25 protein-coding genes, 1 tRNA gene and 1 pseudogene are annotated in these 26,536 nt (G+C 72.5%); 20 read left to right on the forward strand and 7 right to left on the reverse strand.

Features of this window, described 5'->3' with window-relative positions; translation table 11 throughout:
- Positions 1–240: 240 nt before the first annotated feature.
- The 4 genes from ACWD4P_RS11080 to rdgB all read left to right on the forward strand — a co-directional run bounded on the left by ACWD4P_RS11080 (position 241) and on the right by rdgB (position 2,796).
- The gene (locus ACWD4P_RS11080; RefSeq protein ID WP_030060521.1) at positions 241–474 is read left to right on the forward strand and encodes a glucose PTS transporter subunit EIIB; all 234 of its coding nucleotides are present in this window, start codon (positions 241–243) and stop codon (positions 472–474) included.
- Positions 475–718: 244 nt separating this feature from the next.
- The gene (gene rph, locus ACWD4P_RS11085; RefSeq protein WP_359819458.1) at positions 719–1,444 is read left to right on the forward strand and encodes a ribonuclease PH; all 726 of its coding nucleotides are present in this window, start codon (positions 719–721) and stop codon (positions 1,442–1,444) included.
- Positions 1,445–1,762: 318 nt separating this feature from the next.
- Positions 1,763–2,152 (forward strand): hypothetical protein, encoded by a 390-nt coding sequence (locus ACWD4P_RS11090; protein ID WP_359819455.1) that lies wholly within the window; start codon positions 1,763–1,765, stop codon positions 2,150–2,152.
- A 38-nt stretch (positions 2,153–2,190) separates the two neighbouring features.
- Positions 2,191–2,796 (forward strand): RdgB/HAM1 family non-canonical purine NTP pyrophosphatase, encoded by a 606-nt coding sequence (rdgB, locus tag ACWD4P_RS11095; RefSeq protein ID WP_449779386.1) that lies wholly within the window; start codon positions 2,191–2,193, stop codon positions 2,794–2,796.
- A gap of 66 nt (positions 2,797–2,862) precedes the next feature.
- On the opposite strand, the gene ACWD4P_RS11100 is transcribed toward rdgB, so the two are convergent.
- Positions 2,863–2,937 (reverse strand) — tRNA-Leu (locus ACWD4P_RS11100).
- 73 nt (positions 2,938–3,010) lie between these two features.
- Positions 3,011–3,658, reverse strand: a complete 648-nt coding sequence (locus ACWD4P_RS11105; protein WP_449779387.1) for an HNH endonuclease signature motif containing protein — start codon at positions 3,656–3,658, stop codon at positions 3,011–3,013.
- Positions 3,659–3,923: 265 nt separating this feature from the next.
- Between ACWD4P_RS11105 and ACWD4P_RS11110 the strand changes: the two genes are divergently transcribed.
- A complete protein-coding gene (locus ACWD4P_RS11110) occupies positions 3,924–6,395 on the forward strand; it encodes a chitinase C-terminal domain-containing protein (protein WP_449779388.1) in 2,472 nt (823 codons plus the stop codon).
- 131 nt (positions 6,396–6,526) lie between these two features.
- Here the strand turns inward: ACWD4P_RS11110 and bcp are convergent, their stop codons facing one another.
- Positions 6,527–7,000 (reverse strand): thioredoxin-dependent thiol peroxidase, encoded by a 474-nt coding sequence (bcp, locus tag ACWD4P_RS11115; RefSeq protein WP_359819446.1) that lies wholly within the window; start codon positions 6,998–7,000, stop codon positions 6,527–6,529.
- 165 nt (positions 7,001–7,165) lie between these two features.
- On the opposite strand from bcp, the gene ACWD4P_RS11120 reads away from it, so the two are divergent.
- From ACWD4P_RS11120 to ACWD4P_RS11130, 3 genes are all read left to right on the forward strand, one after another.
- Positions 7,166–7,507 (forward strand): DUF3618 domain-containing protein, encoded by a 342-nt coding sequence (locus ACWD4P_RS11120; RefSeq protein WP_359819444.1) that lies wholly within the window; start codon positions 7,166–7,168, stop codon positions 7,505–7,507.
- Between the two features lie 182 nt (positions 7,508–7,689).
- Positions 7,690–7,992, forward strand: coding sequence for a GroES family chaperonin (locus ACWD4P_RS11125; protein WP_188306426.1), 303 nt, complete (start codon positions 7,690–7,692; stop codon positions 7,990–7,992).
- A gap of 106 nt (positions 7,993–8,098) precedes the next feature.
- A complete protein-coding gene (locus ACWD4P_RS11130) occupies positions 8,099–9,268 on the forward strand; it encodes a winged helix DNA-binding domain-containing protein (RefSeq protein WP_359819442.1) in 1,170 nt (389 codons plus the stop codon).
- A gap of 21 nt (positions 9,269–9,289) precedes the next feature.
- Here ACWD4P_RS11130 and ACWD4P_RS11135 read toward each other — a convergent pair whose 3' ends face one another.
- Positions 9,290–11,635 carry a transglycosylase domain-containing protein gene (locus ACWD4P_RS11135; RefSeq protein WP_449779389.1) on the reverse strand — a complete coding sequence of 782 codons (2,346 nt, stop codon included), beginning with the start codon at positions 11,633–11,635 and terminating at the stop codon, positions 9,290–9,292.
- Positions 11,636–11,859: 224 nt separating this feature from the next.
- On the opposite strand from ACWD4P_RS11135, the gene ACWD4P_RS11140 reads away from it, so the two are divergent.
- The 12 genes from ACWD4P_RS11140 to ACWD4P_RS11195 all read left to right on the forward strand — a co-directional run bounded on the left by ACWD4P_RS11140 (position 11,860) and on the right by ACWD4P_RS11195 (position 24,244).
- Positions 11,860–12,657: an ABC transporter permease gene (locus tag ACWD4P_RS11140; RefSeq protein WP_449779390.1), complete on the forward strand. Its 798-nt coding sequence runs from the start codon at positions 11,860–11,862 to the stop codon at positions 12,655–12,657.
- A complete protein-coding gene (locus ACWD4P_RS11145) occupies positions 12,650–13,552 on the forward strand; it encodes an ABC transporter permease (protein ID WP_359819435.1) in 903 nt (300 codons plus the stop codon). Before ACWD4P_RS11140 ends, ACWD4P_RS11145 begins: the two co-directional genes overlap by 8 nt.
- Positions 13,553–13,582: 30 nt before the next feature.
- On the forward strand, positions 13,583–14,545 hold the full coding sequence (locus ACWD4P_RS11150; protein WP_449779391.1) for an ABC transporter ATP-binding protein: 963 nt from the start codon (positions 13,583–13,585) through the stop codon (positions 14,543–14,545).
- 211 nt (positions 14,546–14,756) lie between these two features.
- Entirely contained in the window at positions 14,757–15,995 is a 1,239-nt protein-coding gene (locus ACWD4P_RS11155; protein WP_449779392.1) for a glycosyltransferase family 2 protein, read from the forward strand.
- Positions 15,996–15,997: 2 nt separating this feature from the next.
- Positions 15,998–17,293, forward strand: coding sequence for a nucleotide sugar dehydrogenase (locus ACWD4P_RS11160; protein WP_359819495.1), 1,296 nt, complete (start codon positions 15,998–16,000; stop codon positions 17,291–17,293).
- Positions 17,294–17,418: 125 nt separating this feature from the next.
- Positions 17,419–18,714: a DUF445 domain-containing protein gene (locus tag ACWD4P_RS11165; RefSeq protein ID WP_449779393.1), complete on the forward strand. Its 1,296-nt coding sequence runs from the start codon at positions 17,419–17,421 to the stop codon at positions 18,712–18,714.
- A gap of 114 nt (positions 18,715–18,828) precedes the next feature.
- Positions 18,829–19,890 carry an adenosine deaminase gene (locus ACWD4P_RS11170; RefSeq protein ID WP_449779401.1) on the forward strand — a complete coding sequence of 354 codons (1,062 nt, stop codon included), beginning with the start codon at positions 18,829–18,831 and terminating at the stop codon, positions 19,888–19,890.
- Positions 19,891–20,197: 307 nt separating this feature from the next.
- Positions 20,198–20,788, forward strand: coding sequence for a toxin-antitoxin system HicB family antitoxin (locus ACWD4P_RS11175; RefSeq protein WP_449779394.1), 591 nt, complete (start codon positions 20,198–20,200; stop codon positions 20,786–20,788).
- A gap of 116 nt (positions 20,789–20,904) precedes the next feature.
- On the forward strand, positions 20,905–21,744 hold the full coding sequence (locus ACWD4P_RS11180) for a DUF4097 family beta strand repeat-containing protein (RefSeq protein WP_359819425.1): 840 nt from the start codon (positions 20,905–20,907) through the stop codon (positions 21,742–21,744).
- Positions 21,744–22,748: an ATP-binding cassette domain-containing protein gene (locus ACWD4P_RS11185; RefSeq protein ID WP_449779402.1), complete on the forward strand. Its 1,005-nt coding sequence runs from the start codon at positions 21,744–21,746 to the stop codon at positions 22,746–22,748. The genes ACWD4P_RS11180 and ACWD4P_RS11185 overlap by 1 nt, the downstream gene beginning before the upstream one ends.
- Positions 22,745–23,542 (forward strand): ABC transporter permease, encoded by a 798-nt coding sequence (locus tag ACWD4P_RS11190; protein ID WP_449779395.1) that lies wholly within the window; start codon positions 22,745–22,747, stop codon positions 23,540–23,542. Before ACWD4P_RS11185 ends, ACWD4P_RS11190 begins: the two co-directional genes overlap by 4 nt.
- 111 nt (positions 23,543–23,653) lie before the next feature.
- Positions 23,654–24,244 (forward strand): hypothetical protein, encoded by a 591-nt coding sequence (locus ACWD4P_RS11195; protein WP_449779396.1) that lies wholly within the window; start codon positions 23,654–23,656, stop codon positions 24,242–24,244.
- 54 nt (positions 24,245–24,298) lie between these two features.
- Here the strand turns inward: ACWD4P_RS11195 and ACWD4P_RS11200 are convergent, their stop codons facing one another.
- The 3 genes and pseudogenes from ACWD4P_RS11200 to ACWD4P_RS11210 all read right to left on the reverse strand — a co-directional run.
- Positions 24,299–24,697: a hypothetical protein gene (locus tag ACWD4P_RS11200; RefSeq protein WP_449779397.1), complete on the reverse strand. Its 399-nt coding sequence runs from the start codon at positions 24,695–24,697 to the stop codon at positions 24,299–24,301.
- A 200-nt stretch (positions 24,698–24,897) separates the two neighbouring features.
- A complete protein-coding gene (locus ACWD4P_RS11205) occupies positions 24,898–25,131 on the reverse strand; it encodes a DUF2992 family protein (protein WP_449779398.1) in 234 nt (77 codons plus the stop codon).
- 265 nt (positions 25,132–25,396) lie between these two features.
- Positions 25,397–25,849, reverse strand: a pseudogene (locus ACWD4P_RS11210) (GNAT family N-acetyltransferase); the annotation flags it as partial.
- Between the last annotated feature and the right edge of the window lie 687 nt (positions 25,850–26,536).

Consider the following 26,536-nt stretch of genomic DNA (forward strand, 5'->3'; position numbering starts at 1 on the left):
CGTCATCCTCGGGCGGCGATCGGGAGCCTGCCTGCGGGAGTGGGCCAAAAGTGGACTAACGTGGCGGACCGGACCGGCGCGGGTGATGCTGGTCGCGCTGTCCGACGGCACGGCCGCAGCCGAACCCGCGTCAGCCACCGGCACGGACCTCGCCGCCCGACGGCCGAGGGACACCCCAGCACCAGCGCAGGACGGCACCCGGCAGAGCCGCCGAAGGGCCGAGACAGAGGGAGAAATCAGATGGCCAGCAAGGCTGAGAAGATCGTCGCCGGTCTGGGCGGCATCGACAACATCGAAGAGGTCGAGGGCTGCATCACCCGCCTGCGCACCGAGGTCAAGGACGCCTCCCTGGTCGACGAGGCCGCCCTCAAGGCCGCCGGCGCCCACGGCGTCGTGAAGATGGGCACCGCCATCCAGGTCGTCATCGGCACCGACGCCGACCCGATCGCCGCCGACATCGAGGACATGATGTGAGCTGAGCCACCCAGGTTCAGCCCGCCCGGCCCGCCGACCCGCTCAGGGGGACGGCGGGCCGCGGCGCGTCCGGCCACCCCTCCCGGGGCGGCCCCCTCGCCCGCCCACGCCCCTCACCGGCTCGGGCACCGGCTACCCCGCCGGCTACCCCGCCGGGCTCCCCACCGGCTACCCCGCCGGCTGCCCCGCCGGCCTCCCCGCCGCATCCCTGAGCGGCCCCCCGGAGCGACTACGCTCAGTGCCTATGTCACGCATCGACGGCCGCACCCCCGAACAGCTCCGCCCGATCACCATCGAACGGGGCTGGAGCAAGCACGCCGAAGGCTCCGTCCTCATCTCCTACGGCGACACCAAGGTGCTGTGCACCGCCAGCGTCACCGAGGGCGTGCCCCGCTGGCGCAAGGGCAGCGGCGAGGGCTGGGTCACCGCCGAGTACTCCATGCTCCCGCGCGCCACCAACACCCGCGGCGACCGCGAGTCCGTCAAGGGCCGCATCGGCGGCCGCACCCACGAGATCAGCCGGCTCATCGGCCGCTCGCTGCGCGCCGTGGTGGACCACCGCGCGCTCGCCGAGAACACCATCGTCCTCGACTGCGACGTCCTCCAGGCCGACGGCGGCACCCGCACCGCCGCCATCACCGGCGCCTACGTCGCACTGGTCGACGCCGTCTCCTGGGCCCGCGACAAGAAGCTGCTGCGCGCCAAGGGCCAGCCGATCACCGGCGGCGTCAGCGCCGTCAGCGTCGGCATCATCGACGGCGTCCCGATGCTCGACCTCCGGTACGAGGAGGATGTCCGCGCCGAGACCGACATGAACATCGTCTGCACCTCCGACGGCCGCTTCGTCGAGGTCCAGGGCACCGCCGAGGGCGCCCCGTTCGACCGCGCGCTCCTCGACCGGCTCCTCGACCTCGGCAGCCTCGGCTGCGCGGAGCTGGACGAGATCCAGCGCAAGGCCCTGGAGGGCTGAACCCCCGCGGGCCGAACCGGCCCGGGCCAACCGGCACGCGCTGAACCGGCCCGGGCCAACCGGCGCGCGCTGAACCCGCGCGGGCCCCGCAGCCGTGGACCGGATCGGACGCACGGTCAGACCCCGAACGGGAACGGCCGTTCGGCCGCGGACGGCCGCACGCGCGGGCCGCAGTGCGAACGGCCCGCCGAACGGACGGCCTGCTGTACAGGCCGGGCCCGGAGACCGTACGGTTCCCGCAGCACTCCCGCTGCGGGAACCGCGCACCCCCCGGCGCGCGTCCCACACCACGGAACCCGCGCCCCACAGGAGGATCGGATGCCGTCGAGCATCGCCCGCCCCGCCGCCCTCGCCGTGGCCGGACTCATCGCGATCCTCCCGCTCAGCATGGTGAGCTGCTCCGCCGCCCAGAAGGCGATCGACTGCGGCAACACCGCGGTGAGGATCACCGGCGACCTCGCCGACGTCACCCAGGCCTACGACAACGCGAGCAACGACTCGGCGGCCGCCGGCAAGGCCCTCCAGAAACTCAAGAACGACCTCGACCAGGTCGGGAAGAACTCCAAGAACACCGACGTCGCCAAGGCCGTGACCGATCTGCAGAAGCAGGTCGAGAACGTGCAGCGGGCCGCGGACAAGAACGAGATCCCCGACCTCAAGCCGCTCGGCGACGCCGCCGGCAACCTCACCTCGATCTGCACCGGCTGACCGCCCCGGCATCCCCGCGGCTCGGTAGGGTGGGCGATATGTCCACCCGCCTGATCCTCGCCACCCGCAACCAGCACAAGGTCACCGAGCTCCGCGCCATCCTGGCGGACGCCGGCCTGGACGTCGAACTCGTCGGCGCCGACGCCTACCCGGAGATCCCGGACGTCCCCGAGACCGGCGTCACCTTCGCCGAGAACGCCCTGCTCAAGGCGCACGCCCTGGCCCGCGCCACCGGCCTGCCCGCCGTCGCCGACGACTCCGGCCTCTGCGTGGACGTGCTGAACGGCGCGCCCGGCATCTTCTCCGCCCGCTGGTCCGGCAAGCACGGCGACGACCGCGCCAACCTCGACCTGCTGCTCGCCCAGCTCTCCGACATCGCCGAGCCGCACCGCGCCGCCCACTTCTTCTGCGCCGCCGCCCTCGCCCTCCCCGACGGCACCGAGCACGTCGTCGAAGGCCGCCTCCTCGGCACCCTGCGCACCGCCCCGGCCGGCGACGGCGGCTTCGGCTACGACCCGATCCTCCAGCCCCTCGGCGAGACCCGCACCTGCGCGGAGCTCACCGCGGAGGAGAAGAACGCCATCAGCCACCGCGGCAAGGCCTTCCGCGCCCTGGCCCCCGTGGTGAAGGACCTCCTGGCCTGACGCCTCGCCGGAATGCAGATGGCCCTCTTCCCTTCGATCCGAAGGGAAGAGGGCCATTTTGCTCAGTACGCCCGGTGGGACTCGAACCCACGACACTGCGGACCTAAACCGCATCTCTCTAGCCAGCTGGAGTACGGGCGCAGGCCAGAGCAAGCCTACCGGTTGGCAGTGCGGGGTGGGGCCACGTTCACGCTCGGCACCTCCGTTTCGGGCGTCACCGGGTGGCGGGACCGTTCTTCTTTCTCCGGCAGTAGGTCGGGGTAACGGAATGGCAGTTCGGGCAGAGCAGCCGAAGGTTCTCGGGCCGGTTGTCGGACCAGTCGCCGTTGACGTGATCGACCTCCAGGGTCATCGGACTCCCGCGCCACTCGGGGCCGGTGCCGCAGCCCTCGCACACTTCCGGACGGCCGATCGCGGTCAGCGCTCGGCGGATGCGGAATCCGGGACGGCGCTTGTCGTCCGCCGCGCCCAGGACCAGGACCTCGGCCGGTGCGAGCCGTCGAGGCGACGGCTTGCCGCGGTTGTGGGCCGCGCCTGTGAAGTGGGAGGTATCGATCCCGAACTGTTTGATGCGGCGTCCGACATGGGCCTGTGTGCCGCCGGCTTGGCGCCGGTTGAGGTAGCGGATGACTCCGGCCACGCTGTCCGAGGCGGCAACGGCCTCCTGGAGAAGTTCCTTCGTGTAGAAGGTGGCGGGCTCGGGGAAGTGCGAGGCCTCGATGCCGTACGCCTTGATGCGCTGGCGCAGGTACGAGCGACTGTACGGGGTGGGCTCCCGGCCGAGCGCCGTGAGCATCTCGTCCAGCGTGGTTGCGGCTGCCGCGGCTTCGGTCAGCAGTTCGCGGGTGTACTTGACCGGCATGGTGGCCCCCGATGTGGGCTCGTGCGGGCCTTCTTCCGGAGGGGGTAACGAGCGGGGAGGGGTTCGGTTACGGGGGTGGTGGGTTTCGGCCATCGGTTGACTGGTTGTCGGGGGCTCCGACCTGTGATGTTTGGCTGTTGATTACCAATTGGTACAGACCTATTGACCTATGTGGTTCAGACCACATAGCTTCTGCGCCAATTGCAATCCCCCACGTGCGTGCTCCCCCACAGGCACGTGCCGACACTCTCTCCTGGAGGACCGAGTGTTGATCCGAAACACGGCGGAGCGGCGTCCCACCGCCGCTCACCGCCGGAAGAGCCCGGCGGCCCGGGCCGGTGTGGCGTCGCTCGCGGCGGCGTCGTTGGCCGGGCTGCTGATGGCGACGCTGGGCGCGGCGCCCTCGCAGGCGTCGGCGGCCGTCGACAACTCCGCGTGTCGGCCGGACGGCCTGTACCAGACGCCCGGCGTGGACGTCCCGTACTGCTCGGTCTACGACACCAGCGGGCGCGAGAAGATGGGCGCGGACCACCAGCGCCGCATCATCGGGTACTTCACCGGCTGGCGCACCGGAAAGAACGGCGACGCCCCGTACCTGGTGAGCGACGTCCCCTGGGACAAGGTCACCCACCTCAACTACGCCTTCGGCCACGTCGGCGGCGACAACAAGCTCTCGGTCGGCACCGACGGCCCGACCAACGAGGCCACCGGGATCTCCTTCCCCGGCGTCCCTGGTGCCGAGTTGGACCCGAGCCTGCCGTACAAGGGCCACTTCAACCTGCTGACGAAGTACAAGAAGCAGTACCCGAACGTCAAGACCATGATCTCGGTGGGCGGTTGGACCGAGACGGGCGGCTACTTCGGGGACGACGGCAAGCGCGTCAACACCGGCGGCTTCTACTCGATGACCGTCAACCCGGACGGCAGCGTCAACCAGGCCGGCATCGACACCTTCGCCGCCTCCTCGGTCGACTTCATCCGCAAGTACGGCTTCAACGGCGTCGACGTCGACTACGAGTACCCGACCTCGATGAAGGACGCCGGCAACCCGCTGGACTGGCAGCTCGCCAACGCCAAGCGCGGCTCGCTGGCCAAGGGTTACGCGGCGCTGATGAAGACCCTGCGCGAGAGCCTGGACAAGGCCGGCGCCGCCGACGGCAAGCACTACCTGCTGTCGGTCGCCGCCCCGTCCTCGGGCTACCTGCTGCGCGGCATGGAGACCTTCCAGGTGGCCAAGTACCTGGACTACGTCAACATCATGTCGTACGACCTGCACGGCGCCTGGAACAAGTACGTCGGCCCGAACGCCTCGCTGTTCGACGACGGCAAGGACGGCGAGCTGGCCGCCGCCAACGTCTACGGCACCGCGCAGTACGGCGGCATCGGCTACCTGAACGCCGACTGGTCGTACCACTACTTCCGCGGTTCGATGCCCGGCGGCCGGATCAACGTGGGCCTGCCGTACTACACCCGCGGCTTCAAGAACGTGCAGGGCGGCACCAACGGCCTCTGGGGCACCGCCTCGGCGACGACCTGCCCGGTCGGCTCGGGCCTGACCGCCTGCGGTGACGGTGCGGTCGGCATCGACAACATCTGGAACGACAAGGACGACGCGGGCAAGGAGTCTCCGGCCGGGTCGAACCCGATGTGGCACGCCAAGAACCTGGAGAAGGGCATCCTGCCCGACTACCTGGCCAAGTACGGCGTGTCCGACACCGCGCTGCAGGGCACCTACACCCGCAACTACAGCTCCACCCTGGTGGCGCCGTGGCTGTGGAACGACACCAAGAAGGTGTTCCTCTCCACCGAGGACGAGCAGTCGGTGGGCGCCAAGGCGGACTACATCGTCAACCAGGGCGCCGGCGGCGCGATGATCTGGGAGCTGGCGGGCGACTACAAGTGGGACGCCGCCGCGAACGGCGGCAAGGGCGAATACGTCCCCGGGTCGACGCTGACCTCGCTGATGTACGACAAGTTCAAGTCGGCGACCCCGTACGGCGCGATCCGCTCGACGACGACGCTGCCGCAGCAGACCCTGCCGATCGACGTGTCGTTCACCAACTTCGCGCTGGGCGACTCGAACTACCCGATCAACCCGAAGCTGCACATCGTCAACAACTCGACGCTGACCCTGCCGGGCGGCACCGAGTTCCAGTTCGACTACGCCAACTCGGCCCCGGGCAACGCCAAGGACCAGTCGGGCTTCGGTCTCCAGGTCATCAAGCAGGACAACCCGGGTGCGGGCAACGTGGGCGGCCTGAAGGGCAACTACAACCGGGTGTCGGTCAAGCTGCCGGGCTGGCAGTCGCTGGCGCCGGGCGCCTCGATCGACATGGACTTCGTCTACTACCTGCCGGTGTCCACGCCGTCGAACTGGACGGTCAACGTGGGCGGCACGCTGTACGGGATCAAGGGCGACCTGACCCGCGGCGCGGTGGACGGCGGCACGCCGACCCCGACCCCGACCCCCACGGGGACGGCCACCCCGACGCCGACCCCCACGGGCACGGCCACGCCGACCCCGACGCCGACCGGCACGGTCACCCCGACCCCGACCTCGACGCCGACCTCGGGCACCTGCGCGGCCGCCCCGAGCTGGGACGCCGGCACCACCTACGCGACCCCCACCAAGGTCTCGTGGAAGGGGCACTACTACCAGAACAAGTGGTGGACCAAGGGCGACGACCCCGCGGCCAGCGGTGCGTGGGGCGTCTGGAACGACCTCGGGGCCTGCTGATCAGGGCGGTCCGCTGAGGTGAGATACGGCGGTGGCGGTGCACCCGGTCGGGGGGTGTGCCGCCACCGCTTCGTCGTGGCCGGGGGCGCGGGCCGGGGCCCGGCGGCCCCGGCCCGTGCCGGGCCGGAGCGTCAGGCCCCGACCTTCAGGTCGCGCAGCAGCTTGGCGACGTGGCCGGTGGCCCGCACGTTGTAGAACGCGTGCTCGACCTTGCCCTGCTCGTCCACGACGATCGTGGAGCGGATCACCCCGAGGTAGGTGCGGCCGTAGTTCTGCTTCTCGCCGAAGGCGCCGTACGCCTCCAGCACCTTCTTCTCGACGTCGGACACCAGGGTGACCTTGAGGTTCTCGGCCTCGCGGAACTTGCCGAGCTTCTCCGGCTTGTCCGGGGAGACGCCGATGACGTCGTAGCCGGCGTCCGCGAGGAGCTCCAGGTTGTCGGTGAAGTCGCAGGCCTGCTTGGTGCAGCCCGGGGTCAGGGCGGCGGGGTAGAAGTAGACGATGACCTTGCGGCCCGCGTGGTCGGCGAGGGACACCTGGTTGCCGTCGGCGTCGGGCAGGCTGAAGGCGGGTGCGGTGTCGCCGGGCTGGAGACGCTCACTCACGGTCGTACTCTCCTGGGGGCTGGGACGGTCGGTCGTACCACGGCAAACTTACCTCCGATGGTGGGTGGGGCCGCGCGACCGCGTGCGGCAGCTGACACACTGGGTCAGTCACACCGATCGCACGGATCGGCGGAACAACATCGGCAAGTGAATGGGGTGGCCCGAGTGGGCGAGGCGAGCACGCAGGACAAGTCGGCGCGGACGACCTCCCAGATCGAGGCGGACATCGAGCGGACGCGTGACCGGCTGGCGTCGACCCTCGACGAGTTGGCCGTCCGCGTCCACCCGAGCACGATCTCGGCCCAGGTCAAGGCCAAGGCGGCGGCCGCCGTCGAGGAGAAGACCGCCCGGGCGTACGTGGCCGCCAGCGGCGCGGTGGAGAAACTCCGGGCGCAGTTCGTGGACGAGCAGGGGCAGCCGCGCCGCGAGCGGATCGTCCCGGCCGCGCTGGTCGGCGTGGGCCTGGTGCTGCTGGTCGCCTCGGCCCGCAAGCGCCGCAAGGGCTGAGCACCGCGGGACGGAAGGCCGGGCGCCCCGCGCGCCCGGCCTTCCGCATGGCCGGGCCAGCGTCACGCGCCGCGCCCGGGGGAGGTACCTTCGGGACCGTGAGTACGAACCGCGAGAGCCACTCCGACCACCCGCAGGACTCCGTCCGCCACGACCGGCTCGGCGAGAAGCTGCCGATCCGGATGCTGCACGACCGCGTGCTGGTGCGCATCGAGGGCGGTGAGGGGGAGCGCCGTTCGACCGGGGGCATCCTGATCCCGGCGACGGCGGAGCTGTCCAAGCGCTGCACCTGGGCGGAGGCCGTCGCGGTGGGCCAGAGCGTGCGCTCGGTGGAGCCGGGCGACCGGGTGCTGTACGACCCGGAGGACAAGCTGGAGGTCGAGGTCCGCGGCGCCACCTACGTGCTGCTGCGCGAGCGCGACCTGCACGCCGTCGCCGCGTCCCGCTTCGGTGACACGGAGGGCTCGACCGGGCTCTACCTGTGACGGCCTGATCCGCCCGGCACCCGCGGGTGCCCCCCGGTCCACGCCGGGGGCACCCGCGGGTGCGTTCCTGCGGCGGCGTGTCGGTGGTGCGGGCTATGGTCCCGGCATGAGTGTGCCGGTGATCGGGGATGCGGAGCGTCGGGCCAGGCTGGGGCGGCGTCAGTCGCTGGCGCCGTCGGCGCGGGCGGCGCGGGTGGAGGACGTGGCCGACGCGGTGGTCGGGCTGCACGCGACGGACGCGGCCACGGTGTACCTGTCGGCCTGCGCCCGGCTGGCGGAGCCCTCGGCGGCCGAGGTGGACCGGGCGCTGTACGAGGACGTCTCGCTGGTGAAGCTGCTGTCGATGCGGCGGACGATCTTCGCGGTGACGGAGGGCTTCGCCCCGTACGTGAGCTCGGCGGCGGCGCGGGCGATCGCGGCGAAGGAGCGGGCCACGCTGCTGAAGCACCTGCGGGACCACGCCGAGGGCTGGGACGAGGCCCGGCTGGCCCGGACGGAGCGCGAGGTGCTGGCCGCGCTGGCCGTGCGCGGCGAGGCGACGACCAAGGAACTGTCCGAGGACGTACCGCAGTTGCGCGAGACGATGCTGATGTCGCCGGGCAAGGCGTACGAGGCGAGGCAGAGCGTGGGCAGCCGGCTGCTGCGGCTGCTGGCCTCGGACGGGCACGTGCGCCGCTGCCGTCCGCGCGGCTCGTGGCTGAGCAGCAGCTACCCGTGGGCGCCGGTGCCGCAGTGGCCGGAGGTGCCGGTGCGGGAGGCGAAGGCCGAGGTGGTGCGGCGCTGGCTGGCGGCGTACGGGCCGGCGACGGTCGAGGACGTGAAGTGGTGGACGGGCTGGACGCTGGGGGACGTCCGCCGGGCGCTGGCGGACCTCGGGGCGCGGGACGTGGCGCTGGCCGGTGGAACGCCCGCCCTGGTGCTGCCGGGTGACGAGGCGCCGGCGGCGGAGTCCGAGCCGTGGGCGGCGCTGCTGCCGGCGCTGGACCCGGCGGTGATGGGCTGGCGCGGCCGGGACTGGTACCTGCGGCCGGAGGACGTGCCCGCGCTGTTCGACCGGGCGGGCAATGCCGGGCCGACGCTCTGGTGGTGCGGCGAGGTGGTCGGCGGCTGGGCGCAGCGCGCCGACGGCGAGGTGGTGTGGCGGGTGTTCCGGGACGTCGGGGCGGAGGCGGAGCGGGCCGTGGCGGCGGAGGCGGAGCGGTTGGCGGGCTGGCTGGGGGAGGTGCGGGTGACGCCGCGGTTCCGCACTCCGCTGGAGAAGGAGCTCAGGGGCTAGACGGGCCGACCGCGGGCTCGATCAGGGGGTGGCGGGCGGGGGTGCCGGGCGGCTGGCGGGGCCGCCGGTGGCGCTGGGCAGGGCGGTGGGGCGGGTCGGCTGGACCTGGCTGGGTTTGGGGGTGGGGCTGGGCCGGTCCGGGTCCGTAGTGGGCCGGGGGGCCTGGGGGCTGGGGGTGTTCGGGCCGGGGGCGGGTTGGCCGGTGGTGGCGGGGGCGCTGGGCGGCGTGTGGCCGGCGGGCGGGGCGGGGGCCGGGTCGGTGTCGGTGGGGGCGCCGCCGGGGGCGGGGGCGGTCGGGGCGGTGGTGGCGGTGGGGGTGGCGCCGGTGGGGGTGGTGGGCCAGGGGGTGGTGGCGGGGGCGCCGTGTCCGGTCTGGAGGTCGAAGTCCTGGGTGGGGGTGCCGTCGAGGGCGGCGGAGGTGTAGGCGGTCCAGATCCGGGTGGGGAAGGTGCCGCCGTTGATCCGGGTGAGTCCGGCGGTGCCGGCCAGTGGTTCCTTGGCGTGGGTCTTCGGGTTCTCCCTGAACAGGCCGACGGTGGTGGCGAGTTCGGGGGTGTAGCCGGCGAACCAGGCGGAGAGGTTGGAGTCGGTGGTGCCGGTCTTGCCGGCGGCGGGGCGGCCGAGGTCGAGGGCGGCGGAGCCGGTGCCGCGGGGGCTGATGACGTCGCGCAGCACGTCGGTGACGGAGTCGGCGATCTCCCGGTCGAGTGCGTCGGTGGGGTTGTGTTCGGGCATCTTGGGGATGTCGACGGCGCCGCCGGAGTTGGCGCGTTCGAGTTTGAGGACGGACCACGGGGCGTGTGCCTGGCCGTGGTCGGCGAGGGTGGCGTAGGCGCCGGCCAGGTCGAGGGCGCTGGGGGTGGCGGTGCCGAGGGTCATCGAGGTGTTGGCCGGGTCCATGCCGCGGACGCTGTCGGGGATGCCGAGTCTGATGGCGGTCTCGCGGACGCGGGCGAGTCCGGCGTCCACGCCCTCTTGGGCGTACACGGAGTTGACGGACTTCACCATGGCCTGGCGCAGGGTGATGGTGCCGTAGTCGATGTCGTCCTCGTTGGGCGGGGCGTAGGGGGTGGGGCCGCCGGTGACGGGGCGTTCGCTGGTGCCGTCGTAGCGGGACTCGGTGGTGATCGGGTGGCCGTCGGGGGTGTGTTGGGCGACGAGGCCGGCGGCGAGGTCGATCGGTTTGAAGGTGGAGCCGATCTGGTTGTCCTGGCGCAGTGCGTCGTTGTAGGGCTGCTTGGCGTAGTCGGGGCCGCCGTAGACGGCGACGACGCGGCCGGTGGCGGGTTCGACGGAGGCGCCGGCGACCCGGACGTCGGTGTCGGTGGCGGGGCGGGCCTGGGGGTCGAGTTCGCCGGTGAGCTGGTCCTGGACGGCTTTGGCGAAGGCGTCCTGCCGGGGTTTGTCGAAGGTGGTGGTGATGCGCCAGCCGCCGGCCTTGAGGGTGGCGGCGTCGAGGGTGCCGGAGGAGACGAGGTAGTCGTCGGCGACGCCGACCAGGTAGCCGGCCTGTCCGGCGAGGCCGGTGGTGGGCTGGGGGTCGATCGGGTCGGGGAAGGTGGTGGCGGCGCGGTCGGCGGGGGTGAGGAAGCCGAGTTGGACCATGCCGTCGAGGGCGTAGTTCCAGCGGGCGACGGCCTTCTCGCGGTTGGCGGGGGTGGCGGTCTTGACGTCGTAGAGGCTGGGGGCCTGGAGGAGGGAGGCGAGGTAGGCGCCCTGGCCGAGGGTGAGTGCGGAGGCGTCGACGCCGTAGTAGGCGTGGGCGGCGCTCTGGATGCCGTAGGCGCCGCGGCCGAAGTAGCTGCTGTTGAGGTAGCCGGCGAGGATCTCGCGCTTGTCGCGCTGCTGGTCGACCTTGAGGGCGATGAGCAGTTCGCGGCCCTTGCGTTCGATCGTGCGGTCCTGGGTGAGGTAGTAGTTCTTGACGTACTGCTGGGTGATGGTGGAGCCGCCCTGCATGCCCTTGCCGAGCAGGGTGTTCCAGCCGGCGCGGAGCATGCCCTTCAGGTCGATGCCGCGGTTCTGGTAGAAGGTGCGGTCCTCGGCGGAGACGACGGCCTGCTGGGTCTGGAGCGGGATCTGGTCGATGGGGACGTCGGTGCGGTTGACGGCGCCGGTGCGGGCGATCTCGGTGGTGCCGTCGGCGTAGAGGTAGATGTTGTTCTGGGCGACGGCGTGGGCGTTGGGGTCGGGCACCGGGACGATGACGTAGAGCACGGCGAAGCCGCCGACGGCGAGCAGGAACAGCGTGGTGAGGGTGCCGAGGGTGACCCGCCAGGTGGGCAGGAGCCGGCGCCGGAGCGGGAGGGCGCGGCGGGCCTCGCGGCGGGCGGCCCGTTTGGCCTGCCGGCGGGTGCTCAAGGTCATGCCGAGATTATCTGCTATTTGACGCCGGATCAGGCGCGGAAAACCGGGTGCGGGTGGTGGTGCCCGGAGGTACGGTGAAAGGTGAAAACCGCATAGCGCACTCGCTTTCGCAGCTCCGCTCGACCGGCCCGGTACCCCCGGGTGCGGCCGGTCGGAGCCGCTGGGGCGTGCGCGTGTGTCGAGGCGCGCCCCTCTCTGCTCATATTTGTCGACAAGGAGACAATATGCTCTACGCCGCCGTTGCCCGCGGCGCCTTCCGCCGCTACTCCACCTACCGGGCCGCCACCGTGGCCGGCGCCTTCACCAACACCGTCTTCGGCATGATCCTGGCCTCCTCCTTCCTCGCACTCTGGCAGGCCCGCCCCGGCCTCGGCGGCTACGACCAGGCCCAGGCCGTCACCTACATCTGGGTCAGCCAGAGCCTGCTGGTCACCGTCGCGGTGTGGGGCGGCGGCTTCCAGGACGACCTCCAGGAGCGCTTCCGCAGCGGCGACATCGCCGTGGACCTCTACCGCCCGGTCGACTTCCAGACCTGGTGGCTGGCCTCCGACCTCGGCCGGGCCGGCTTCCAGGCGCTGGTGCGCGGCACCGTGCCGATGCTGATCGGCGGGCTGGTGTTCCGCATCCGGCTCCCCGAACACCCGCTGACCTGGGCGTTCTTCCTGATCTCGGTGCTGCTGGCGCTGGTCGTCAGCTTCGGGCTGCGCTTCCTGGTCTCGCTCACCGGCTTCTGGCTGCACGACTCGGAGGGAGTGCGCTCGGTGATGCTGGTGGTCTCGATGTTCTTCTCCGGGATGCTGCTGCCGGTCGCGCTGTTCCCCGGTTGGCTCGGCGACCTCGGCCGGGTGCTGCCCTGGTCGGCGCTGGTGAACGTGCCCACCGACGTCTTCCTGGAACGCACCGGCGGCACCGCGCTGCTCGGGGCGCTCGGCTTCCAGCTCGGCTGGGCGGCGGCGCTGCTCGCCGCCGGCCGCGCCGCCCAGTGGCTGGCGACCCGCCGGGTGGTGGTCCAGGGTGGCTGAGCGACTCGCCCGGGAGCCGCGCACGCGGCGACCCTCCGTCCGGGAGCCCTTCGCGCGGGAGCCCCTCGTCCGGGAGTCCTTCGGACCCCGCGCCGCCTGGGCGCTGCGCTCCTGGTGGCTCTGCGCCCGGATGTGGATGCGCTCGATGATGGCCTACCGGGCCTCCTTCGTGCTGAACCTGGTGGCCGCGGTGGTCATCCACTCCCTCGACTTCGTCGTCCTGGTGATCATGTTCCTGCACACCGACCGGCTCGGCGGCTGGAACCTGCCGGAGATCGCCTTCCTGTACGGCACCGCCACCTTCTCGCTCGGCGTCGCCAACGCGCTGGTCGGCTCGGCCGACGGGCTCGGCGCGCGGATCCGCAGCGGCTCCCTGGACACCATGCTGGTCCGGCCCGCGCCCGCCCTCTCCCAGCTGTGCGCGGAACGCTTCAGCCTGCGCCGGCTCGGCCGGCCGTTCCAGGCCGCGGTGGTGCTGGGCTGGTCGCTGACGGCCCTGGACGTGCACTGGACCTGGGACCGGGTGCTGCTGGTGCCCGTCCTGCTGGTCTGCGGCACCGTCATCTTCGGCGCGATCTTCGTCGGCGGCGCCACCGTCCAGTTCTGGTGGGGCGAGTCCAAGGAGATCCAGAACTCCTTCACCTACGGCGGCGCGACCCTGCTGCACTACCCGCCGACGATCTTCGCCAAGGAGCTGGTCGCCGGGGTGGTCTTCGGCGTCCCGCTGGCCTTCGTCAACTGGCTGCCCGCGCTGCGCATCCTCGACCGGCCCGACCCGCTCGGCCTGCCCGAGGCCTTCCGGTTCGCCTCCCCGGTCGCCGCCGCGCTCTGCGTCCTCGCCGCCGGGCTCGCCTGGCGGGCCGGGCTGCGCGCCTACCGCGGCACCGGCAGCTGAACCCCCGACCCCTCCCGAGGAGCACTCCCCATGGCACTGATCGAACTCCACGACGTCCACCGCGACTTCACCGTGCGCACCCGCACCGGCTGGTTCAGCCGGGCCAAGCGCCGGGTCCGCGCGGTGGACGGGCTCAGCTTCACCGTCGAGGCCGGCGAGTGCGTCGGCTACATCGGGCCCAACGGGGCCGGGAAGTCCACCACGATCAAGATGCTCACCGGCATCCTGGTGCCCAGCTCCGGGCGGCTGAGGGTGGCCGGGGTCGATCCGGCCCGAGAACGCGTGGCGCTGGCCCGGCGGATCGGCGTCGTCTTCGGCCAGCGCACCACCCTCTGGTGGGACCTGCCGCTGCGCGACTCCTTCGAGCTCGCCCGCCGGATCTACCGCATCCCCGACGCCCGCTACCGCGCGAACCTCGGCCGCTGCGTCGAACTGCTGGACCTCGGCGGCCTGTTGGACACCCCGGTGCGCCAGCTCTCGCTCGGCCAGCGGATGCGCGGCGACCTCGCGGCGGCGCTGCTGCACGACCCCCAGGTGCTCTACCTGGACGAGCCGACCATCGGCCTGGACGTGGTCAGCAAGGGCCGGGTGCGCGAGTTCCTGCGCGAGGTCAACCGGGACGGGGGCACCACCGTGCTGCTCACCACCCACGACCTGACCGACATCGAGCAGCTCTGCGACCGGGTGATGGTGATCGACCACGGCCGGGTGGTGTACGACGGCGGGCTGGAGGGCCTGCACACCGCCGGCCGCAGCGAGCGGACGCTGGTGGTGGACCTCGCGCAGGAGCTCGCCCACCCGGTCGAGGTGCCCGGGGCCCGGGTGACGAGGGTCGAGGGGCCGCGCCAGTGGCTGGCCTTCCCGGCCGAGGAGAGCGCCGCGCCGATCGTGGCGGCGGTCGCCGCCCGCTACCCGCTGGTGGACCTGTCGGTGCGCGAGCCGGCGATCGAGGACGTGATCGCCCGGATGTACGCGGAGGTGGCGATCGGCTGACGGGACGGCCCCTGGCGGTCCCGGGGCGGTCCCGGAGCGGGTCGGACGTGCGGTGGCCGGGCGATCCGGCCCGGCCGCCGCACGTCCGTTCGGCGGTCGACGGCGCGTTCCGGTCCCCGTAGTCGGTGCGGGTGATCATCGTGACCCCGGGCCCCGGGCGCGAGTTGACCGGGTATCACCCGCAGAGCCGGAACCGGAGGCCCGCCGCCAGATGGCCGTACCCGACGTGACCGTGGTGGTCGCGGTCTACAACACCATGCCGTACCTCACCGCCTGCCTGGACTCGCTGGTCGGGCAGTCCCTGGCGCCGGGGCGGCTGGAGGTGGTGGCCGTGGACGACGGCTCCACGGACGGCGGCGGGGAGCTGCTGGACGAGTACGCCGCCCGCCACCCCGGGCTGTTCACGGTGGTGCACCAGCCCAACTCGGGCGGCCCGGCGGGGCCGACCAACCGCGGCCTGGAGCTGGCCCGCGGCCGCTACGTGCTGTTCCTCGGCGCGGACGACTGGCTCGGCGCGGAGGCGCTGGAGCGGCTGGTCGAGGCCGCCGACGCCTGGGGCTCGGACGTGGTGGTGCCCAAGCAGGTCGGGGTGAACGGGCGGCTGGTGCCGCAGGGGATCTTCCACGCCGACGCCGAGTCGGTGGGCTTCGCCGACTCCGCGCTGGCCTGGGCGCTGGCCGACACCAAGCTGTTCCGGCGGGACCTCGTCCGGCGCCACGGGCTGCGCCGCGACGAGGGGCTGAAGGTCTTCTCGGACCAGCCGTTCACCCTGGCGGCGTGCCTGCGGGCGGCCAGGGTCTCCGTCCTCGCCTCCTACGACTGCTACTTCCTGGTGCTGCGCGAGGACCGGGGCAACGTCACCGAGCGGGCCGGGGTGCTCGACCGGCTGCGCGGGATCGCCGCGCTCCAGCAGGTGGCCGTCGAACTGGCCGCGCCCGGTGAGGAGTTGGACGCCATCCGGGCCCGCAGCTTCACCTGGGACGTGCCGCGGCTGCTGCAGGACGGCTTCCTGCTGCTGGCGGAGGACGTGCAGGAGCGGGTGTGCGTCGAAGTCGCCCGGATGGTCGAGCGGTTCGGCGCCCGCGAGGTGTACGGCCGGCTGCCCGTCGCCGCCCGGGTGCGGCTCGAACTCGCCTGCGCGGTAGCGCCGGAGGCGCTGCGCGACCAGATCCGCTACGAGGCGGCGCACGGCGATCCACCCGTACTGGTGGACGCGGGGCGGCGGTACGCGCACTACCCGGCGTTCCGGGACGCCCGGCTGGGACTGCCGGACGAGCTGTTCCTGCTGCCCGAGGAGGAGGCCGGCGGCGCCGCCGCGGAGCCCCCCGGGCCGCTCAACCCCGCGCAGCGGCTGTGGCGCGGGCTCGTCCCGCAGCAGCTGCGGCGCGGACTGCGGCGCAACGCGGCGTGGCGGCGGCTGGCCGACTCGGTGAACGGAGGACGGGGATGAGCCTGGACGTCTGCGTGGTCGGGCTGGGCAAGCTGGGCCTGCCGCTGGCGGTGCAGTTCGCGCAGAAGGGCCACCGGGTGACCGGTGCCGACATCGCGCCCGGTGTGGTGGACAGCGTCAACCGTGGCGTGCCGCCGTTCCCCCGGGAGGCGGGGCTGGACCAGGCGCTCAAGCGGGTCGTCACCGAGGGCCGGCTGCGGGCCACCACCGACACCACGGCCGCGGTGGCCCGGGCCGAGGCCGTCGTCCTGGTCGTCCCGCTGGTCACCGCCGCCGACGGCAGCCCGGACTTCGCCCTGCTCGACGCGGCCACCGACGCCGTCGCGGCCGGGCTGCGCCGGGGCACCCTGGTCAGCTACGAGACCACCCTGCCGGTCGGCACCACCCGGGAGCGCTGGGCGCCCCGGCTGGCGTCCCGGTCGGGGCTCGCGGCCGGGACGGACTTCGCGCTGGTGTTCAGCCCGGAGCGGGTGCGCACCGGCCGGGTCTTCGCCGACCTGCGGCGCTACCCCAAGCTGGTCGGCGGCCTGGACGCGTCCTCGACGCGGCGCGGCGCCGAGTTCTACCGGGAGGTGCTGGACTTCGACCCGCGCCCGGACCTGCCCCGGCCCAACGGCGTCTGGGAGCTGGCCTCGGTGGAGGCGGCCGAGTTCAGCAAGCTCGCCGAGACCACGTACCGGGACGTCAACATCGCGCTGGCCAACCAGTTCGCCCGGTACGCGGACGAGGTGGGGGTGGACTTCGCGGAGATCGCCGACGCCTGCAACTCGCAGCCGTACAGCCACCTGCACCGGCCGGGCATCGCGGTCGGCGGGCACTGCATCCCGGTGTACCCGCGGCTGTACCTGTGGAACGACCCGGGCGCGACGGTGGTCCGGGCGGCGCGCGAGGCCAACCTGGCGGTGCCGGGGTACGCGGTGGGCGTGCTGGCGGGCGCGGTGCCCGGCGGGATCGCCGGGCAGGGCGTGCTGGTGCTCGGCGCCTCGTACCGGGGCGGGGTCAAGGAGACGGCGTACTCCGGGGTGTTCCCGCTGGTGGAGGCGGTGCGTTCGGCGGGTGCGCGGCCGTACGTCAGCGACCCGCTCTACGAGGCGGAGGAGCTGGCGGCGCTCGGTCTGCCGCCGTACGGCGGGGAGCCGGTGGTGGCGGCGGTGCTGCAGGCGGACCACCCGGAGTACCGGGACCTGACGCCGGTGGACCTGCCGGGGGTGCGGGTGCTGCTGGACGGGCGGCGGTGCACGGACCCGAAGCGCTGGGCGGGCGCGGAGGTGCGGCGGATGGTGCTGGGCGGGGAGTGAAGAGGCCTCCCGCGCGCTCCGGGTGGGGGCGCGCGGCCTGTCATGCCCAGCTCGCGATGTCCGGCCGGAGCGCGTGATCGCGGGGCGCGCCCCCGTTCGCGCCGGTCAGCGGGCAGACTGGCGGGGTGAGTGACGATGCCTTCAGCGGGAAGGGCCCCGGGGTCCGGTTCACCGCGGCCGACGAGCAGAAGAGACGCGGCGTCCGCCGGATGAAGACCATCGCGACCGGCCTGCTGGCCTTCGCGACCCTGGTCTTCGCCCTGGCCACCTGGGCCAAGGCGGCCGGCGCCGGCCCGTGGGCCGGGTACGTGGCGGCCGCCGCCGAGGCGGGCATGGTCGGTGCGCTGGCCGACTGGTTCGCGGTGACCGCGCTGTTCCGCCGGCCGTTCGGCCTGCCGATCCCGCACACCGCGATCATCCCGACCAAGAAGGACGCCTTCGGCCGGTCGCTCGGCGACTTCGTCGGCGAGAACTTCCTCTCCGGCCACGTGGTCCGCGGCCGCCTGGCGGCGCTCGGCATCGGCCGGCGGCTGGGGGAGTGGCTGGCCGCGCCGGGCAGCGCCGAACGGGTCACCAAGGAGGCCTCGGCGGCGCTGCGCGGGCTGCTCGCGGTGCTCCGCGACGACGACGTGCGGGAGGTGGTCGCCGAGGCCGTGACCAGGCGGGCCGCCGCCACCTCGGTGGCCGAGCCGATGGGCCGGATGCTCGGCAAGGTGGTCGCGGACGGCGGCCACCACGGGGTGGTGGACCTGGTCGCCGTCCGGGCGCACGGCTGGCTGACCGCCAACCACGAGGACGTGGTCCGGAAGGTCACCCAGAAGACCCCGGGCTGGACGCCCCGGTTCATCGACCACCAGGTCGGCGAGCGGGTCTACAAGGAGCTGATGCGCTTCGTCACCGACATCCGGGACGACCCGAACCACCCGGCCCGCGGCGCGATCGACAACTTCCTCGCCGACTTCGCGACCGAGCTGCAGACCGACCCGGAGACCATCGCCAGGGTCGAGCGGGCCAAGGCCGAACTGCTCGCCCGCCCCGAGGTCCAGGACCTGATCAACTCCACCTGGGCGGCCGTGCGCACCCTGGTGATGGGCGCGGCCGAGGACGAGGACAGTGAACTGCGCCGGCGCATCCGCGACGGCGTGCGCTGCTTCGGCGAGCGCCTGGCCACCGACCCCAAGCTCCAGGCCAAGGCGGACGGCTGGCTCCAGGACGCCGCCCAGTACCTGGTCGACACCTACCGCGCCGAGATCACCTCGCTGATCTCCGAGACGGTGGCGAGCTGGGACGCCGACGACGCCTCCCGCAAGATCGAGGCCAACGTCGGCCGCGACCTCCAGTTCATCCGGATCAACGGCACCGTGGTCGGCGCCCTGGCCGGACTGCTGATCCACACCGTGGCGGTCGCGCTCGGCGGGTGATCGGGCCACCACGCACCCGACTTGGGCCTATCCTGGGCCGAAATCCGCGATACGCGCGTAGAAGCACGGAGAAGGAAGAAGGGAACCACCGTGGTCCAGCCGGACGGAAGTCGGATCGGCCCCAGTGTCACTCGGATCGCAACCCCGGACCGGAGCATCGAGGCGTTCATCGCCGGGATGCCCAAGGCGGAACTGCACGTCCACCACGTCGGATCGGCCTCGCCGCGCGTCGTCGCGGAGCTGGCCGCCCGGCACGCCGGGAACTCCAAGGTGCCGGTCGACCCGGCGGCGCTCGCCGAGTACTTCACCTTCACCGACTTCGCGCACTTCATCGAGGTCTACCTGAGCGTGGTGGACCTCGTCCGGGACGCCGAGGACGTGCGCGCGCTCACCTACGGCGTGGCCGAGGACATGGCCCGGCAGAACATCCGGTACGCCGAGCTGACCATCACCCCGTACTCCTCGGTCCGGCGGGGCATCCCCGAGGTCGCCTTCATGGAGGCGATCGAGGACGCCCGGCTGCGCGCCGAGAAGGAACTCGGCGTGGTGCTGCGCTGGTGCTTCGACATTCCGGGCGAGGCCGGGCTGGAGTCGGCCGAGGTGACCGCCCGGCTGGCCACCGAGCTGGCCCCCGAGGGCCTGGTCAGCTTCGGCCTGGGCGGCCCGGAGATCGGCGTGCCGCGCCCGCAGTTCAAGCCGTACTTCGACCGGGCCCGGGCGGCCGGCCTGCACAGCGTCCCGCACGCGGGCGAGACCACCGGGCCGGAGACGGTCTGGGACGCGATCCGGGTGCTCGGCGCCGAGCGCATCGGGCACGGCACCCAGGCGGTGAAGGACCCGGCACTGATCGACCACCTCGGCGAGCACCGGATCCCGCTGGAGGTCTGCCCGACCTCCAACATCGCCACCCGGGCCGTGGAGCGGATCGAGGACCACCCGATCAAGCGGATGGTGGACGCCGGGCTGCTGGTGACGGTCAACTCCGACGACCCGCCGATGTTCGGCACCGACCTCAACACCGAGTACGCGGTGGCGGCGCGGCTGCTGGACCTGGACGAGGCCGGGGTGGCCGGGCTGGCCCGCAACGCGGTCGAGGCCTCCTTCCTGGACCGGGCGGGCAAGGAACGGCTGGCGGGGGAGATCGACGCCCACCTGGCGGCCTGGCGGCAGGCGTAGCCGGCCGGGGGCCACGGGGGCGGACCACCCGGGGACCCCGGGGGCGGACCACCCGGGGACCCCGGGGGCGGACCAGTCGGGGGACCAGCCCGGGACCACCCGGGGATCGCCCGGGAGCACGCCTCCGGACCGCCCCGTCGACCTCGGTCGGCGGGGCGGTTCTGCTTGTCCGTGCGGCTCCGTGCCGGGTGTCGCCGGGTGGTGCTGGCTGGTGCCGGGGGGTGCCGATCCCTCGTTCGGGTGATGGCGCCAAAGTGGTGCCACAAATGCCTCGACATGGCGCCATCGCTGTGCCAAGCTGTCGGCCATGGACCTGACGCCGTACGTGGAAAACCTCCGGAACGAGCTCGCGGTGGCCGCCGCCGCCGGCGGGGACGAGGCCCGCGCGCTGGCCGAGCGGCTGACGCTTCCGCTGGAGTCGGCCGTGCGGCTCACCCTGCTCAACGCGCTCTCGGCCGCCATGGGCGAGGTCACCCGTGACCTCGCCCCCGGCTCGGTGGACGTGCGCCTGCGCGGACTCGACCCGGAGTTCGTGGTGACGGCGCCGCCCGGGTCGGGTGCCTTCCACGGCGATCTGCCGCCGGCGGTGCCACCGTCGGCACCACTGGCGCCACAGCTGGCACCACTGGCGCCAGTGGTGCCGCCGGCGGTCCCGCCGGGGGCGGCGGAGTCGGACGAGACGGGCACCGCCCGGATCAACTTCCGCCTGCCCGCTCACCTCAAGGCGCGGGCGGAGGAGGCCGCCGCCGAGGCCGGCCTCTCGCTCAACGCCTGGCTGGTCCGGGCCCTGGCCGGCGCGCTGGAGGGCGGCGAGCCGGCCCGCCGGCCGGCCCCCGAGCCGGGTGGCCGGGTCGCCCGCAGCATCGGCAGCCAGGGCTTCACCGGCTGGGTCCACTAGCGCCTCCGCGGTATCCGAAACACCCGTACGACCTCCCGCACCACCTTCTGCACCTTCGACGTCACCCCCGCTCCGACCAGCGGGAACACCACACGAGTCAAGAGGACGGGACAGCCATGCCCACGTACGAGACCGACGGACCGATCTCCGCCATCCTCGAGTTCGACATCGGCTCGGTCTGGATCAAGGCGAGCAAGCGCACCGACGCCGTGGTCGAGGTCCGGCCGGCCAACCCGGCCAAGGAGGCGGACGTCAAGGCCGCCGAGCAGACCCAGGTCGACTTCTCCGGTGGCCGGCTCGGGGTCAAGGCGCCCAAGCAGCGCAGCGTCTTCTCCGCCAAGAAGGGCGCGGTCGAGGTCCTGGTCGAGCTGCCGATCGGCTCCGAGGTCCACAGCGAGTCCCCGATGGCCGAGTTCGTCACCGAGGGGCCGCTCGGCGCCTGCCGGCTGAAGACCTCGCTCGGCCGGATCCAGGTGGAGCAGGCCGACAGCGCCCGGCTGGACACCGGCTTCGGGGACATCCGGCTCGGGGGCACCGCCTGGGACGCCGAGGTGTCCGGCACCGGCCGGATCGAGATCGGCTCCGTCGGGGGCCGGCTGACGGTCAAGAACAGCAACGGCGACATCGAGATCGACGAGGTGCGCGGCGAGCTCCAGGCCAACGCCTCCAGCGGCCGGATCCAGGTCGGCCGGGCCGAGGGGAACGTGGAGGCCACCTCGGCGCACGGGCACGTCCGGATCGGCCGGGTGGTCCGCGGGCAGGTCACCCTCCAGACCAGCGTGGGGGACGTCGAGGTCGGCATCGCGGAGGGCACCGCGGCCTGGCTCGACGTGCACAGCAGGGTCGGCGGCGTCCGCAACGACCTCGGCCCCACCCAGGGCCCCGGGGACGCGGTGGAGACGGTGGAGGTCCGCGGCCGCACCAATGTCGGCAACGTCATCGTCCGGCGGGCGTGATGACGGCGGACGGGCGGATCCCGGCATCCTCGGCCTCCTCGGTTTCGTCGGCCCGCGGGCGCCCGGCGAGCCCGGCGGCCTCGTCGATCTCGGCGACCGCGCTGACCAAGTCCTACGGGGACAAGGCGGTGCTCGAGGGCATCGACCTGGAGATCCCGGCGGGCAGCGTGTTCGCCCTGCTCGGGCCCAACGGGGCGGGCAAGACCACCACGGTGCAGATCCTCTCCACCCTGATCCCCGCCGACGGCGGCTCGGCCCGGGTGGCCGGGCACGACGTGGAGCGCGAGGCCGACGCGGTGCGGAAGGCGATCGGCGTGACGGGCCAGTTCTCGGCGGTGGACAACCTGCTCACCGCCGAGGAGAACCTGATGCTGATGGCCGACCTCAACCACCTCCGCCGTCGGGAGGGGCGGAGGCGGGCGGAGGAACTGCTGCGGCGCTTCGATCTCACCGAGGCCTCCCGCAAGGCCGTCATCACCTTCTCAGGAGGCATGCGGCGCAAGCTCGACCTCGCGATGACCCTGGTCGGGGAACCACAGGTGATCTTCCTGGACGAGCCGACCACCGGGCTGGACCCACGGAGCCGGCGGACCATGTGGGAGATCATCCGGAGTCTGGTCGCCGACCACGGGGTGACGATCTTCCTCACCACCCAGTACCTGGAGGAGGCCGACCAACTCGCCGACCGGATAGCCGTCCTGGACGGCGGCCGGATCGTCGCCGAGGGCACGGCCGAGGAGCTGAAGCGGTACGCCCCCGGCGGGCGGATCCGGCTCCGGTTCGCGGACGCCGGCCGACTGGCCGCCGCCGCCGCGCTGTTCGAGTACGCCACCGTCGATGCCGAGGCGCTGTGGCTGGAGATCCCGGGGGACAACTCCGTCGTCACCGTGAGGGCCGTGCTGGACGCGCTCGACAACGCCTCCGTGCAGGCCGAGTCGCTGGTCGTCGAGACGGCCGGCCTGGACGACGCGTTCCTCCAACTGACCGGGGAAGGGGCACGATGAGCACGGCCACGGCCACGAGTACGGCCACGAGTGCGGTCGGCCACGCGCTCGGCGACTCGCTGACCATGCTGCGGCGCAACCTCAAGCACGCGCTGCGGTACCCGTCCCTGACCTTCGCGGTCGTGGTGACGCCGGTCATGATGCTGCTGCTCTTCAACTACGCCTACGGCAGCACGCTGGGCGCGGGCATCGGCGGCGGCCACTACATCGACTACGTCGCGCCCGGTATCGTGCTGATGGCGGCCACCTCCGGGTCGCTGGTCACCGCGATCGGCATCTGCACCGACATGACCGAGGGCATCGTCAACCGCTTCCGCACGATGGCCATATCGCGCTCCGCCTTCCTGGCGGGGCACGTGGTCGGCAGCGTCGTCCAGACCATGATCGGGCTGGTGCTGGTGATCGGCGCGGCCCTCGCGATGGGGTTCCGGCCGAACGCCGGTCCGGTGGAGTGGCTGGCCGCGACGGGCCTGCTGCTCTTCCTCACCATCGCCCTGACCTGGATATCGGCCGGCATCGGCCTGGTGGCCAAGACGGTCGAGAGCGCCAGCAACATGCCGATGCCGCTGCAGTTCCTGCCGTTCGTCGGCAGCGCCATCGTGCCGACCGACTCCATGCCGACGGCCCTGCGCTGGTTCGCCGAGTACCAGCCCTTCACCCCCATGATCGAGACCCTGCGCGGCCTGCTGATGGGCACCGGGATCGGTACCAGTGCCTGGAGCGCCCTGGCCTGGTGCACCGGGCTGACGCTGGTCGGCTACTTCTGGTCGCGGAGCGTGTTCTACCGGCGGTGACAGGGGAGCGGCCGGCAGGACGCCTGGCCCGGACGGCGGAGCACCCGTCGTCCGGGCCGTCCGGCACCCCCGTAGTAATGTCCCGGCAAAGGACGACTCCGGGGGGAGCAAATGACGGTAACGCGCCGCAGACGGATCGTGTGGTGGCTCCGAGGTGCGGCGCTGGCGTCCTTCCTGGTGTACCTGCCGGGCTACTTCTCCTCCCGCCAGGGCGGGTTGGTCGAGGTCGAGCGCTGGCTGAACCACCCGGTGCCGCTGCTCGGGACGGCGGTCGCGCTGGCCGTGGCCTCGGCCGTGGCCCAGGTCGAGTTCCGCACCAGGTGGGCGCACATCGGCTGCGCGGCCGTCGTCTCCCCGCTCCTCGTGATCGGGGCCGCGGTCGGAGCCTTGGCGTACTTCTTCGGCGGCGAGGGCCGGCTGGTCGACAGAAAGCCTGACCCGAGCCGCTCCGACCACGTACTGAGCGTCACCGACATCGCCTTCTCGATCGATCCGGTCTACCGGGTGGAGCTGGTGACCGGCAGCGGCTGGTCGGCCCGCCACTGGGGCCTCGGGACCTGGGAGGAGGAGGACGGCTTCGTCAGGGCCGAATGGTCCGGCCCGGGGCGGATCACGGTGACCTCGGAGAAGGAGATCCAGGTCTTCACCGTGGACGAGGACGGGACGCTGAGCAGCCCCGAGGTGACCTCCCGGGCCCGGTGATACCCCAAGGCCCGGTGACGCCCCGGCCGCCCCGGCCGCCTCGGCGGGCGGGCGTCACCAGCGGTCGATGCCCATGGTCCCGGCCGCGCTGTGGATGGCGTTGTAGTGCGGGATCGACATGTCGGACTTCTTCTGGCTCGCCGGCAGGTTCCGGTCGGCGGCGCGGAACTCGTCGCGGGCCTCCGCCAGCAGGCTGGTGCCGTGGGAGACCGGGACGTCCTTGGTGCCGTGCGCCGGGTGGGACTTGGCGGCGGTCTTGCTGCCGGCGTTGATCAGGGTGCTGCTGGCCTGGTTGTAGTCGGCGACCTTGATCGTCTTCGGGTTGCGGAGCTCCGCCTGTACCCCGGCCGTCGACTGCGCCTGCTCGGCGGCCACGGCGGCGGGGGTGGCTGCGGCGGTGAGCGCGCCCGTCACGATGACGGAGGCGAGGGCGTTCCGAAGGGTCCTGTGCATGAGGGTGTCCTTCCGAGAAGAAAAGTGTCAAGGATTCGCCCCGAAACGGTCGGCGAAACAGTAGGGGTGCGAACGTCTCCGCCCTACCCCGGCCGCCGGTGGCGGAAAACCGGCTTCCGCTCCGGGAGTTCGGAGAGGATGAGATCAAGCCTTTTCCTGATTTTGCTTCAATAGCATTGAACTGGCCGCGGCATGGGGGCTCAGCGGCCCCGGTGCCGCTGCCCCGCCCGCCGCCCGTCGGCCGCCACCTCCGGCGCCGCGAGCGCGGCGTCCAGCAGCCGGCCGTAGTCCCCGCGGACGAATTCCAGCAGCTCCGCGTTGCCCGGTTCGGCCCCGAAGACATGGCGTGCCGCACGGACCCCTGGCGGGCCCGCGATCTCCAGCACCCCGACCCGGAACGGGCCTTCGAAGAACACGGTGAACGTGTTCGGCATGGTGCGTTTCCTCCCATGGGTGTCGTGCCGCTTCCCACGCGCGCGGCCGCGCGCCGGGAGGAAACGCACCGGACACCCCGGGAGGGAGGTTATTGACCGCCGGCCACCGCCGACGGCGCCCGGACTACCGACCGGGAGCCGTGGTCTCGCGTGCTCCGCGACGGACCGCACGGGCGCGAGCGGGCCGGATTCACATGGCTTTCCGGAGGCCGTCGGAACTCGGGGGCCTCGACCCGGTCGGCGACTGCCCGGGCGCGGTCCGCTGGAGCTCTCGCGTCATGAAGACGCTGTTCGGGTCCGGCCGGTAGTCCCCGAAGGGCTCGCAGGGGGTGAACCCGAACTTCTCGTACAGCTTCCGGGCGGGCAGGAAGAACTCTGCCGAGCCGGTCTCCAGGCTCAGCCGGGTGAAACCCATGCGTGCGGCCTCGGCGAGGATGTGCTCCAGCAGCGAGGAGGCGACGCCGCTGCGCTTGCGCAGGGGTGCCGTGCGCATCGACTTCAGCTCGGCGTGGTCCGCGTCCAGTCGTTTGACCGCACCGCAGCCCACCAGCACGCCACCGTCCCGCACCGACCAGAAGGTGATCCCGGGCCGACGGAGGGCGTCGAGGTCGAGGGCGTGGGTGCTCTCGGGAGGGGAGGTGGCCCGCATCTGCTGGACGTGCTCGTCGAGGAACCGGGCGATCTCGGGGCCGGAGAGGTCGTCCGTCGAGATCTTCACCGGTGCTCCTGTTCCTGGGGCGGCAAACGCGGAAGGGTCCGGCACCTTGGGAGGTGCCGGACCCTTCCGACTGTAGAGCGCCAGGCCCGGGTCGCACGGACTCTTCCTACTGAAAGTAGGACGTGCTCTGGTAGCACCGCTGACGCCTGACGAGGGCTCATGTCCCTCGCGACATCAGGAATATTAGCAGCTCAGCTGCCGTGTGCCGAATCGAGCTCCCCACGGGGACGGCCCCGCTCGGGGTGGCGATGGGCGAGGCTCCGGTGTGACGGTCACGTACTCCGTGACCGTGACCGGCGGGGGTGACGGCCGGCTGCACGGCGCGGTCGCCACCTCCGACGACAAGCGCGGCACCTGCGACACCGGGAAGGGTCGCGAGACCGACCACACGGGTCCGGCCGGAAGCACCCCGGCGCCGACCCCGGCGCCGTCGTCCACCGGTGCCACCGTGGTCACCACGGCCGCGATCAGAGTGGCGCCCTGCTCGTCCTGGGCGGTCTGGCCTTCGTTCTCAGCCGCCGCCACGGCTGACCGGTTCTTCGCCCGGAGTGGGAAGTCGGCGGGTCCGACTTCCCGCTCCGGGGCTCCGTCCACAGGCTGTGGGAAACGCGGAAGGGTCCGGCACCTTGGTGGGTGCCGGACCCTTCCGACTGTGGAGCGCCAGGCCCGGGTCGCACGGACTCTTCC

It is taken from the genome of Kitasatospora sp. NPDC002543, from assembly GCF_053594915.1.

What these genes read in the sequence shown, in the direction of transcription:
- ACWD4P_RS11080 (WP_030060521.1), top strand. Translation starts at nt 241, where the DNA reads ATGGCCAGCAAGGCTGAGAAGATCGTCGCCGGTCTGGGCGGCATCGAC.
- rph (WP_359819458.1), top strand. Translation starts at nt 719, where the DNA reads ATGTCACGCATCGACGGCCGCACCCCCGAACAGCTCCGCCCGATCACC.
- ACWD4P_RS11090 (WP_359819455.1), top strand. Translation starts at nt 1,763, where the DNA reads ATGCCGTCGAGCATCGCCCGCCCCGCCGCCCTCGCCGTGGCCGGACTC.
- rdgB (WP_449779386.1), top strand. Translation starts at nt 2,191, where the DNA reads ATGTCCACCCGCCTGATCCTCGCCACCCGCAACCAGCACAAGGTCACC.
- ACWD4P_RS11105 (WP_449779387.1), bottom strand. Translation starts at nt 3,658, where the DNA reads ATGCCGGTCAAGTACACCCGCGAACTGCTGACCGAAGCCGCGGCAGCC.
- ACWD4P_RS11125 (WP_188306426.1), top strand. Translation starts at nt 7,690, where the DNA reads ATGCTGCACGACCGCGTGCTGGTGCGCATCGAGGGCGGTGAGGGGGAG.
- ACWD4P_RS11130 (WP_359819442.1), top strand. Translation starts at nt 8,099, where the DNA reads ATGAGTGTGCCGGTGATCGGGGATGCGGAGCGTCGGGCCAGGCTGGGG.
- ACWD4P_RS11135 (WP_449779389.1), bottom strand. Translation starts at nt 11,635, where the DNA reads ATGACCTTGAGCACCCGCCGGCAGGCCAAACGGGCCGCCCGCCGCGAG.
- ACWD4P_RS11140 (WP_449779390.1), top strand. Translation starts at nt 11,860, where the DNA reads ATGCTCTACGCCGCCGTTGCCCGCGGCGCCTTCCGCCGCTACTCCACC.
- ACWD4P_RS11150 (WP_449779391.1), top strand. Translation starts at nt 13,583, where the DNA reads ATGGCACTGATCGAACTCCACGACGTCCACCGCGACTTCACCGTGCGC.
- ACWD4P_RS11155 (WP_449779392.1), top strand. Translation starts at nt 14,757, where the DNA reads ATGGCCGTACCCGACGTGACCGTGGTGGTCGCGGTCTACAACACCATG.
- ACWD4P_RS11175 (WP_449779394.1), top strand. Translation starts at nt 20,198, where the DNA reads ATGGACCTGACGCCGTACGTGGAAAACCTCCGGAACGAGCTCGCGGTG.
- ACWD4P_RS11180 (WP_359819425.1), top strand. Translation starts at nt 20,905, where the DNA reads ATGCCCACGTACGAGACCGACGGACCGATCTCCGCCATCCTCGAGTTC.
- ACWD4P_RS11185 (WP_449779402.1), top strand. Translation starts at nt 21,744, where the DNA reads ATGACGGCGGACGGGCGGATCCCGGCATCCTCGGCCTCCTCGGTTTCG.
- ACWD4P_RS11190 (WP_449779395.1), top strand. Translation starts at nt 22,745, where the DNA reads ATGAGCACGGCCACGGCCACGAGTACGGCCACGAGTGCGGTCGGCCAC.
- ACWD4P_RS11195 (WP_449779396.1), top strand. Translation starts at nt 23,654, where the DNA reads ATGACGGTAACGCGCCGCAGACGGATCGTGTGGTGGCTCCGAGGTGCG.
- ACWD4P_RS11200 (WP_449779397.1), bottom strand. Translation starts at nt 24,697, where the DNA reads ATGCACAGGACCCTTCGGAACGCCCTCGCCTCCGTCATCGTGACGGGC.
- ACWD4P_RS11205 (WP_449779398.1), bottom strand. Translation starts at nt 25,131, where the DNA reads ATGCCGAACACGTTCACCGTGTTCTTCGAAGGCCCGTTCCGGGTCGGG.